10 protein-coding genes and 1 pseudogene are annotated in these 9,827 nt (G+C 68.9%); 1 reads left to right on the forward strand and 10 read right to left on the reverse strand.

Going from position 1 to position 9,827, the window contains the following annotated elements; translation table 11 throughout:
- Nucleotides 1-1,129: pseudogene (locus tag I55_RS36915) on the forward strand (heme utilization protein); the annotation flags it as partial.
- 64 nt (nucleotides 1,130-1,193) lie between these two features.
- On the opposite strand, the gene I55_RS08075 reads toward I55_RS36915, so the two are convergent.
- From I55_RS08075 to I55_RS08120, 10 genes are all read right to left on the reverse strand, one after another.
- Complete coding sequence (locus tag I55_RS08075; RefSeq protein WP_044560007.1) at nucleotides 1,194-1,640, reverse strand: PaaI family thioesterase; 447 nt, start codon at nucleotides 1,638-1,640, stop codon at nucleotides 1,194-1,196.
- 28 nt (nucleotides 1,641-1,668) lie between these two features.
- Nucleotides 1,669-1,971, reverse strand: coding sequence for a flagellar motor switch protein FliN (gene fliN, locus I55_RS08080; protein WP_049973945.1), 303 nt, complete (start codon nucleotides 1,969-1,971; stop codon nucleotides 1,669-1,671).
- Nucleotides 1,972-2,095: 124 nt separating this feature from the next.
- Nucleotides 2,096-3,331, reverse strand: a complete 1,236-nt coding sequence (locus I55_RS08085) for a diguanylate cyclase (RefSeq protein WP_044560008.1) — start codon at nucleotides 3,329-3,331, stop codon at nucleotides 2,096-2,098.
- A 201-nt stretch (nucleotides 3,332-3,532) separates the two neighbouring features.
- Nucleotides 3,533-4,090 carry a mismatch-specific DNA-glycosylase gene (locus I55_RS08090; protein ID WP_044560009.1) on the reverse strand — a complete coding sequence of 186 codons (558 nt, stop codon included), beginning with the start codon at nucleotides 4,088-4,090 and terminating at the stop codon, nucleotides 3,533-3,535.
- A 17-nt stretch (nucleotides 4,091-4,107) separates the two neighbouring features.
- The gene (locus I55_RS08095; RefSeq protein WP_044560010.1) at nucleotides 4,108-4,350 is read right to left on the reverse strand and encodes a hypothetical protein; all 243 of its coding nucleotides are present in this window, start codon (nucleotides 4,348-4,350) and stop codon (nucleotides 4,108-4,110) included.
- A 64-nt stretch (nucleotides 4,351-4,414) separates the two neighbouring features.
- Nucleotides 4,415-4,579 carry a cbb3-type cytochrome oxidase assembly protein CcoS gene (ccoS, locus tag I55_RS08100; RefSeq protein WP_044560011.1) on the reverse strand — a complete coding sequence of 55 codons (165 nt, stop codon included), beginning with the start codon at nucleotides 4,577-4,579 and terminating at the stop codon, nucleotides 4,415-4,417.
- Nucleotides 4,576-6,981 carry a heavy metal translocating P-type ATPase metal-binding domain-containing protein gene (locus I55_RS08105; RefSeq protein ID WP_044560012.1) on the reverse strand — a complete coding sequence of 802 codons (2,406 nt, stop codon included), beginning with the start codon at nucleotides 6,979-6,981 and terminating at the stop codon, nucleotides 4,576-4,578. Before I55_RS08105 ends, ccoS begins: the two co-directional genes overlap by 4 nt.
- A 10-nt stretch (nucleotides 6,982-6,991) precedes the next feature.
- Entirely contained in the window at nucleotides 6,992-7,516 is a 525-nt protein-coding gene (locus I55_RS08110) for a FixH family protein (RefSeq protein WP_044560013.1), read from the reverse strand.
- Between the two features lie 33 nt (nucleotides 7,517-7,549).
- On the reverse strand, nucleotides 7,550-9,100 hold the full coding sequence (ccoG, locus tag I55_RS08115) for a cytochrome c oxidase accessory protein CcoG (RefSeq protein ID WP_044560014.1): 1,551 nt from the start codon (nucleotides 9,098-9,100) through the stop codon (nucleotides 7,550-7,552).
- Between the two features lie 296 nt (nucleotides 9,101-9,396).
- A partial coding sequence (locus I55_RS08120) for a c-type cytochrome (protein ID WP_044560015.1) occupies nucleotides 9,397-9,827 on the reverse strand: 431 nt, incomplete at its 5' end.

Raw genomic sequence — 9,827 nt, forward strand, 5'->3', positions numbered from 1 at the left:
CCTGCTGACCACCGACCAACTGGCCAGCCTGGACACCACCCACGTGGCGGCGCTGACCTCCAGCCAGGTGGCGGGCCTGACCACAGCCCAGGTGGGCGCCCTGGACACCGGCCAGGTGGCCAGCCTGACCACCAGCCAGGTCGCCGGCCTGACGGCGGCACAGGTCAAGACGCTCAGCACCGACCAGTTGAACGCCCTGTCCACGGCCGACGCCCGCGCCCTGACGGCGACGCAGTTGCAGTCCCTGTCCACGGCACAGCTGTCGGGCCTCAGCACCACCGTCCTATCGGCGCTCAGCAACACGCAGCTGAGCAGCCTGTCGGCATCCCAGGTCCAATCCCTGGGCAGCGACCAGCTGAACGCGCTCAGCACCTCCCAGGTGCGCGGCATGTCGGCCAGCCAGGTGGCCTCCCTGACAACCGCCCAGATATCCGGCCTGGGATCGGACAACCTGTCGGCGTTGAGCGGCCCGCAGGTGGCAAGCCTGACGACCGCGCAAGTCCGCGCCATCGGCACCAGCCAACTGAACGCGCTGACCACCGCCGACATCCGCGAATTCACCGCAACCCAGGTGGGCGTGCTGACCACCGACCAGGTGTCGGCCCTGACCACGGACGACATCTCCACCCTGACAGCCGCCCAGTTGGCCGTGTTCAGCACCGCCCAGGTGGCGGCATTGGACACCGGCCAGGTGGCGGCGCTGACAACGTCCCAAGTGACGGGGCTGTCGGTTACCCAGGTGAAAGCGCTCAGCACCGATCAGCTGGACGCGCTGGCGACCGACACCATCCGCGACCTGACGCCAGCCCAGGTGGCGTCCCTGACCACCACCCAGATATCGGGCCTGAGCACCGAGAACCTGTCGGCGCTGAGCGGCACGCAGGTGACGCTGCTGTCCAGCCTGCAGATCGGGGCGCTGACCACCCAGCAGATCAGCGCGCTGACCACGGACGACATCGGCGAATTCAACGTCAGCCAGATACCGATGTTCACCACCGATCAAATCCCCGGGCTGACCACCGACCAGATCCTGGCCATGTCCTCCGACCAGGCGAACGCCTTCACCGGCGACCAGTTGGGGGTGTTCACCTCTGATCAGACGAACGCCTGGGTGACGGCCAAGTCCTGATCGAGCCAAGTCCCCCAGGCTGGACACCCTTGCCAATGGCGGACGTGACCACCGGGGCGGCGGGTCAGCCGGCGGCCAGGCTCCACAGGGCGCTGCCGGCCACCAGGGGACGGTCGCCGTCATGCACCCGCACCTCGGTCACCAGTTGCGACCAGTTGCGGCGGATCAGGCGGGCCTCCCCCTGCACCAGGGTGCCGCGCGGGCCGCTGCCCAGATGGTTCAGCGACAGGTTCAGCAGGGCGGCCTCCCCTTCCGGGACGCCTTCATCGCCGATGGCGCGCAGGCAAACCAGTTCGGCGAACGCGGACAGGACGGAGGTGTGGATCTGTCCGTTGGCTGCCAGATGGCGTTCATCGGCCACGAAGGCGCGGACCCAGCCGCCGTCCCCACCCCCCCGCGCCGGCCGCCCTTCCCAGAAGGGGCCGACATGGGCGATGAAGCCGGGCGTCACCGGGCAGAGCGCCCAGCCCTCGGTGCCCACCTCCGCGCCCACCGCGTCATCCGCCATCATGCCCCGTGCCCCTTGGCGCCTACCCGTCTCAACCGTTCATCCGCGTGAATTCGCGGAAAGTGACGGCGATCTTGTCCTCGACGATGGTCACCTCGCCCCGGCCGACCGTGCGGCCGGAGACGATGATGTCGGACAGGTCGTCGATCTTGCGGTCCAATTCCACGATGGCACCGCGACCCAGTTTCAGCAGGTCACGCACCCGGATGGTGGAGGTGCCCAACACCACCGAAACCTCGACCATGGTGTCGTAGATGGCGGACAGTTCCGTGGTGCCGGACGTGGTGGAACCGCCACCGCCGAACATGGCGTCGATATCGTCCTGGTTGCTCATGGCTTCGGCCCTGTATTCGCAATCCCACCCGTGGGATACCCCGTAACATTACCATGCCCCGGCAACCATGGGAGCGGCGATTTGGACGGATCGCCCGCCGTACCGACGTCCATGCGCCGCGTGATCATATCATGCAGGCGGCGGCCAGCCCTGGCGCCTCTGGCGCGCTGGCGCCCTCCTGAGCCGGTCCCCCCCACGCGTGGGCTTCCACCCGGTTCCGCCCCCCGGCCTTGGCGCGGTAGAGCGCTTGGTCAGCCGCATCGACAAGGGCATCCCATCCGACATCCGGGGCAATGTTGGCCCGGCCGACACTGACGGTGCAGCGGATAGCCTTCCGCGGATCGATCACCAGTTGCTCCACCGCCCGGCGAATCCGCTCCGCCACCGTGGCCACGGTATCGACGTCGGCCTCCGGCAGGATGACCGCGAACTCCTCCCCGCCAATGCGACCCACGATGTCGGTGGCGCGGATGACGCCGGCGATGGCTTCCGCCACGCGCGTGATCACCATGTCACCGGTGCCGTGCCCCCACCGGTCGTTGATGCTCTTGAAATGATCGATGTCGACCATCAGCACGCCCAGCGCTTCCCTATTCTGGTGCGCCCGGGCGACCACCCGGGTCCCTTTTTCCCAAAGCACGCGCCGGTTGGCGATGCCTGTCAGCGGATCCTGGTCCGCCAGGGCGCTGAGACGCGCCTGCAGCCGCTGCCCGACCATCCAGAGGTAGCCCAAGGTCAGCGTGAAGGTGACCCCGACCCGCAACAGCAGAGCCAACGAGGACGTAGGCTCGCGCAGATCACCGATCACCATATTGCCGTGGGGCAGGACCTGCAGTGCCTCCCATCCCATCCGGGTCAGCAGCACCGCGGCCCATGCCAGATTGAACCCCGCCATGGTCCAAGCGGCGATCCGCATGTCCCGGTTCGCGTGACGCAGCAGCAACCAAGCGACACCCACAGCCAGCACGAGGCGACACCCACAGCCCAGAATGACGTTGATCGGCAGATACAGGCCCACCGCGGCGTAAATGCCGATCTTGGCGCAGGACAGCATCGCCGCCGGCACCAGCAACCAAAGCGTCCGCCGCGGCAAGTTGAGAAAGGATTGGATACCGACGAACGCCAGCATCGTTCCCCAATCCAACTGCAAATTGCCGATCAGGCTGAAGATCGGCTGGGGATGGCCGGGGGCCGGGAAAGGGGCGAGCACCATCAGCAGGCCTGCCGCCTGCACCAGGTTTGATAGGACCCAATACCAAACCGCGGCACCTGCCCGCAGGACGCGCCCCACGGGAAACAGACAGAGGACAGCGATGACATGAAGCAGAATATTGACAATGATGAGTGTCAGGATATTCATGTCGCTTCCGCCATCCCGCCCCAACCATCCCGCCCCAACGGGAAAATGATGGAATTCAGCCCCGCGATGGAGGGGGATGACGGCGCGACGCGGCGCGCGCCGGTCCATCAACCAGCCATCAATCTACCGGCCAGTACTATCATACAACTGTTCGCGGAATGGACTATACGGCATCGCCACCGGTAAATGCAGGTCTGCGAATTATACGCCCTGGTCGGCGGCCGGCCTACGCGCGGCGACGAAGGCCGCCGCCTCGCGCCAAGGGTCCAGGGTGAAGAAGCGCCGCGCCTGGCCGGACGGCGACGGCAGGACGAACAGGGCGATGCCGTCCAGGTCCAGCGCGTGCCGGCCGTAAGGCGGGTTGCCCGGCAAGCCGTGATGCCCCATCAGGAACACCGACGCCGCCGTCTTGCTGGTGAAGGCCACGGCGCCGGGGCGGAAGCGCCGCATCTTGTCCACGAACCCCGCCACATCGTAGGCGGCGGGGTCCAGGTCCACGTCGTTGCCGAACTCCGTCTTGTTCAGGTCCGTCAGGCCCAGGCCCAGCGCCGGCAGGCTGGGGTATTCCTGCGGCTTCAGCCGGGTGGGGGTCAGCCCGGCGGCGAACAGGCTAGGCCAGAACGCGTTGCCGGGCTTGGCGTAGTAAGCCTTGGCCGCCATGGAGGCGCGGCTGGGCGCCGTGCCGCAGAAGACGAGATCAAGGCCAGGTATGAGGACATCGGGAATCAGCATGGCGCAGAAGATGGGGATGGTCCCCATCCTGCGCCAGGGGTGGTTTACTCGGCCGCCAGGCGGGCCGGGGCGGCGGGGATAACCTCAGCCGGATGGGGTTCGGCATGCGCGCCCACCGTGCGGGCGATGGTGAAGAAATTGATCAGCACGCCGAAGGCCACGAACAGCAGGCCATCGATATAGCCCGCCAGATTGTCGGCGCCGGCGGCGAAGAAAATGCCCAGGACGGCCACGACGATGCCGGCGCCGCTGACCAGGACGGCGGGCAGGGTATTGGACACACTCATCTTAAGACACTCCATCAGATCAGGGATTGGTTATTGCAGGGGCCGGTTGTCACTGGGGCCGTTGTCATTGAGGCCGCCGGGGCAGCGGCTGATCATCCTCGTACAGGATGCGGGTGGCGGACCCGTCCAGGTCCTCGAACTGGCCGTCGCGCACCGCCCAGAGGAAGGCGCCGAGGCCCAGGCCACCCAGCAGCAGCGCTGCGGGAATGAGGAAAAGCAGGCTGTTCATCGGAAGCCTCCATCACGGGGTTTGAAACCGCCCAGGCGCAGGGCGTTGGCCATGACCACCAGGGAAGATCCCGACATGGCGGCGGCGGCCACCAGGGGTGTCGCCAAACCCGCCACGGCCACCGGCACGGCGCACAGGTTATAGAGCAAGGTGAAGATGAGGTTCTGGCGCACCAGGGCGCGCGACCGCCGGGCCACGGCCAGCGTCTCCGCCACCGCCGCCAGGCCGTCGCCCTGGAAGACCACGTCGGCGGCCGTCTGCGTCACGTCCACGGCGGTGGCGGGGCTGAGCGACACGTCGGCGGCGGCCAGCGCCGCGGCGTCGTTCAGCCCGTCGCCCACCATCAGCACCTTGCGGCCCTGCGCCCGCAGCGCCGCAAGGTGGGCGCACTTGTCGGCCGGCCGGGCATCGGCCCGCACGCTATCGATGCCCACCTCCGCCGCCAGGGCCTGCGCGGTGACGGCACGGTCACCCGACAACAGTTCCACGCGGAAGCCCCGGGCCTTCAGCGTCGCCACCACGGCGGCGGCGTCCCGGCGCGGCCGATCGGCGAACAGCAGGCGGCGCGGCGGCTGGCCGCACCGGGTCAGCCACAGTTCCGGGCCCGCCACCCCCTCCTCCGCCGTATCGGTCACGCCACAGAAGGTGCGGGACCCCAGGCGCACGAAACCCTGCGGGCCCAGCCAGCGCAGGCCACCGCCCGGAACCTCCACCACGCCCTCGGCCACCGGGCCGGGACCGGCAGCGCGCGCCAGCGCCCGCGACAGCGGATGGCGCGAGGTGCGGGCCAGGCTGGCGGCCAACGCCAACTCCGCCGTCGTCAGGGTAGGATCGGGCAACAGGTCAGGCCGGCCCAGGGTCAGGGTGCCGGTCTTGTCGAACACCACGGTGTCGACGGGGGCCAGCCGCTCCAGCGCGGTGGCGGACTTCAGCAGGATGCCCTGGCGCATCAGCCGGCCGCTGGCGGTCACCTGCACCGCCGGCACGGCCAGCGCCAGCGCGCAGGGACAGGTGATGATCAGGACCGACACGGCGATCAGCAGCGCCTGGTACCAGGGGACGGATCCCAGAAGGACCCAGCCCAGGAAGGTGACCAGTGCCGTCAGGTGCACGACGGGGGTGTAGGCGCGGGCGATGCGGTCGGCCAGCAGGACGTGGCGGGCCCGTCCTTGTTCCGCCGCCTCCAGCAGGCGCACCATCTCCGCCAGCAAGGTACCCTCGCCGCTGGCCGTGGCGGTCAGGCGCAGCGGTGCCGTGCGGTTGATCATGCCGGCGAAGACCTGGGCGCCGGGCGCGACGGCGAGCGGCAGCGTCTCCCCCGTCACCAGGCTGGCGTCCAGGTCGGAGACGCCGTCCGCCACCGTGCCGTCCACGCCGACGCGCTCCCCCGCCGCCACCAGGACGGTGGCACCCAGGGGCACGCGGGCGGGGGGCAGCACCTGGGGCAGGCCATCGGCCGCCAGCACCGTCACCGGCGCCTGGTTCAGGGCCAGCAGATGGGCGGCGGCGGACCGCGCCCGGCCGCGCGCCCGGCTGTCCAGGTAACGCCCCACCAGCAGGAAGAACAGCAGCATGACGGCGCCGTCGAAATAGGCATGCTCGCCATGGTTGATGGTCATCACCAGGCTCATGCCCGTCGCCAGGCAGACGCCCACGGAAATGGGCACGTCCATGTTGGTACGCCCGGCCCGCAGCGCGGCGAGGGCGGAGCGGAAGAAGGGCTGGCCCGCGATAGCCACCGTGGGCAGGGCGATCAGGGCGGACACCCAGTGCAGCAGCGTGCGGGTGGCGTCGCCCATGGCGCCGACACCGGACCAGATGGCCACGGACAGCAGCATGACGTTGGCGGCGGCGAACCCGGCCAGCGCCATGCGGCGCAACAGCATGCGCTCGTGCGCCGCCGCCGGATCGGCCCCAGCCCCGGCGCCGCCGGCGCCAAAGGGCGCCACGCGATAGCCCAGGCGCGTCACCAGCCGGGCCAAGTCCACCGCCTGGGCGGCGCTCCCGGTCCAGCGCAAGGTCAGGCAGCGGGTCGTCAGGTTGGCGCGGGCGGATCGCACCTCCGGGTGGTTGCGGGTCACCGCCGCCTCGATCAGCCACAGGCAGGCGCCGCAGTGCAACCCGTCGACGCTGAGGCGCAGCAGGCAGCTGCCGTCGGGCGCCACCGCCACGGCGTCGGGCAGGCCCAGCAGGGGGTCGGCGCCATCGGTACCGTCCGGCGCCACCGGCGGCGCCGCGGCCTCGATCGGCCGGCGGTCGTAGTAGGCGTCCAGGCCCAGGTCATGGATCAGGGTGTAGGCCCCAGCGCACCCCTGGCAGCAGAAGGCGCCCCGCTCCGTCGCCGCCCCGGTCAGAGGCAGGCCGCAATGCCGGCAGGTCAACGGAACGGCGTCGAGCGGCATGGCTGGTCCCTTATTTCACGAACAGGCGGCGGGTCAGGTGGTACCAGTCGGCCCCCTTCTCCGCCTTCAGCTTCAGATCCCACTGCCCATGCTTGGGCAAGGTCACCGAAGCCGTGTAACGGCCGTTGCCAGCCGGCGTGAAGGTCAGCGGCACGTCCGGCAGCATGTCGATGGGCCGCACCAGCCGGCCGGTCAGGGCCATGTCGTCCATGGGGGCGCCGTCACGGCTGGCGATGCGCACGGTCAGCACGCTGCCGCCCCCCGTCCCGCTGGATATGGCCGCCGGTTCGATGTCGGCGTCGAAGGTCCAGCCCAGGGCGTCCTGCTGGGCCTGCGCCTCCAGCACCTTGTTGTACTCGATACCGCGCTCATACGGCTTGGCAGTGACGATGCCGGTCCAGCTGTGCAGGGCGACATAGATCAGGATGCCATTGACCACGATCACCACGCCCATGCCGGCGACGAAGATCCAGGGGATCAGCGAACGCTTGGCCTTGGGACGATGGGGCCGGCCGGGCAACTCGATGACGGTCATGACGCTCAACTCCTCAGCAAATCGCAGCCAAAATCAGGGCTTGCCGCCGGGGCCCATGAAGACGCCCTCATAGAAGGCGGTGTGCGCGGGCGTCTGCCCCTGTTCGGTCAGGCTGAACACCAGGGGGATGGATCCTTGCGGCTTCCCATCCCGGACCAACGACGGACGCGGCAGGCTGACGAACACCCGGAATGTGGCCACGGCGTCGCCATGCACCGGCAGGGTGACGGCGTCGGCGCCATGGGCATCGCCCACGTCCTGGACCGACAGCGTCGCGCCTGGCTGCCCCAGCACCCCCAGGCTGAACGCGGACTCGCCCCGGCGCTTGTTGATCACCTTGATGGTGTAGCCGTTGCGCAGGGAACCATCGGACAGGGTGACGAACAGGGGCGCCCGGTCGCGGATCACGCTGATCGCCATGGTGGAGCGCGTTTCCAGCGCTGTCAGCATGACACCGGCCACCGCCAACAGGACCAAGGCGTAGATCACCACCCGGGCCCGCAGCAGATGATAGCGGCTGGGCTGACCCTTGGCCTTCGTCTCCTGGTTTGCCAGGGTGTCGAAGCGGATCAGGTTGGGCGGACGGTCCACCTTGGCCATGATGTCGTTGCAGGCGTCGATGCACAGGCCGCAGCCGATGCATTCCAACTGCTGGCCATCGCGGATGTCGATCCCGGTGGGACAGGCCGCGATGCACTGGCCGCAGTCGATGCAATCGCCCCGCCCCTCCCAGCTGGTGCCGGCCTTGTGCGGCCCGCGCCGTTCACCGCGCCAGGCCTCATAGGTCACGACCAGGGAGTGCACGTCCAGCATCGCGCTCTGAAACCGGGGCCAGGGGCACATGTAGGTGCAGACCTGTTCCCGCGCCCAGCCGGCCAGGATGTAGGTGGTGGCGGTGAACAGGCCGACGAAGAAATATTCCCGCGTGGTGGCATGGCCGGTCAGCAGGGCCTTGAATGCCGCGGGCGCATCGTCGAAGTACAGGACCCAGGCGCCACCGGTCGCCAGCGCGATGGCCAGCCAGGCGGCATGCTTGGCCGTCTTGCGCAGCAGCTTTTCCCGGTTAAGGGGCTGGCGGTCCAGACGGATGCGCGCGCTACGGTCGCCCTCGATCCACCGCTCCACCGCCATGAACAGGTCGGTCCACACGGTCTGCGGACAGGTGTAGCCGCACCAGACGCGCCCGGCCAGCGAGGTCACCAGGAACAGACCGACAGCCCCCAGAACCAGCAGGCCGGTGATGTAATAGACCTCCTGCGGCCAGATCTCGATGCCGAAGAAGTAGGCGCGCGGGGCCGACAGGTCGATCAGGATCGCTTGGTTCGGCGCGCCCGGCCCCCGGTCCCAGCGCAGCCAGGGCACGGTGTAGTAGACGGCCAGGCACAAGGCCAGCACGGCCCATTTCAACGTGCGGAAGGGACCGGACACCGCCTTGGGATAAACCTTGACCCGTTCGGCGTAGAGGCCGCCCTGCTGGCTGTCGCGGCTGGCCTTGATCGACTGTGGACGGCCGTCGCGGCCGGCGGCCTTGCGGTCCGGCGCCGGCCGGTCCAGCAGATCATCGTCCTGGGGATTGATCGCCATGGGTCCTTCCTCGATGCGGTTCGGGGGCCCCCTAACGGTTAGGCCACCGACGCGGATATGATCGGACCCTATGCCCCGGCTGCCCCCCTCGCCTTGCGCTAGATCAAACGCGCCGTGGCCGTCCGCCCGCCGCGACAGCAGGTCACGGGCGTGAAAACAACCGCTTGCCAATGGCTGAAAACGTGGATCAGGCAAAAGAAAACCCCCGCCGTATGGGCCACGGCGGGGGTTCCTTCGTGCGGACCAGGATGGGTCCCCAGCAGGGGTGCTTCGGGGAGGCCGTAGGGGGAAGGGTCCTACTTGCCCCCACCCAGGCTGTGCACGTAGGCAGCCAGCAGTTTCACCGTGGCCGGATCCAGGCGCTCGCTCCACGCCGGCATGCTGCCACGCCGGGCGTAGGTGATGGTCTGGACGACCGTGGCCTTGTCCCCGCCATAGAGCCAGATGGCGTCGTTCAGGCGGGGGGCGCCCACGTCGGGGTTGCCGTCACCCTTGTCGCCATGGCAGGCGGCGCAGTTGTCCGCGAACACCTGGGCGCCACGGCCGGCGGCCGTCTTGTCCGTTTCGGTGTTCGTCAGGCTCAGCACGTATTCCGCCACGTCGTTGATCTGCTCCTTGGTCAGCAGGCCATCGGCGCCGAAGCGGGGCATGTCAGAGACGCGGGAGTCGGCATTGGCGTTGCGGACGCCGTAGGTGACGGTCTGCAGGATCTGCTCCGGCGGCCGCC

The sequence above is a fragment of the Azospirillum sp. B4 genome, from assembly GCF_000333275.1.
GTDB lineage: Bacteria > Pseudomonadota > Alphaproteobacteria > Azospirillales > Azospirillaceae > Nitrospirillum.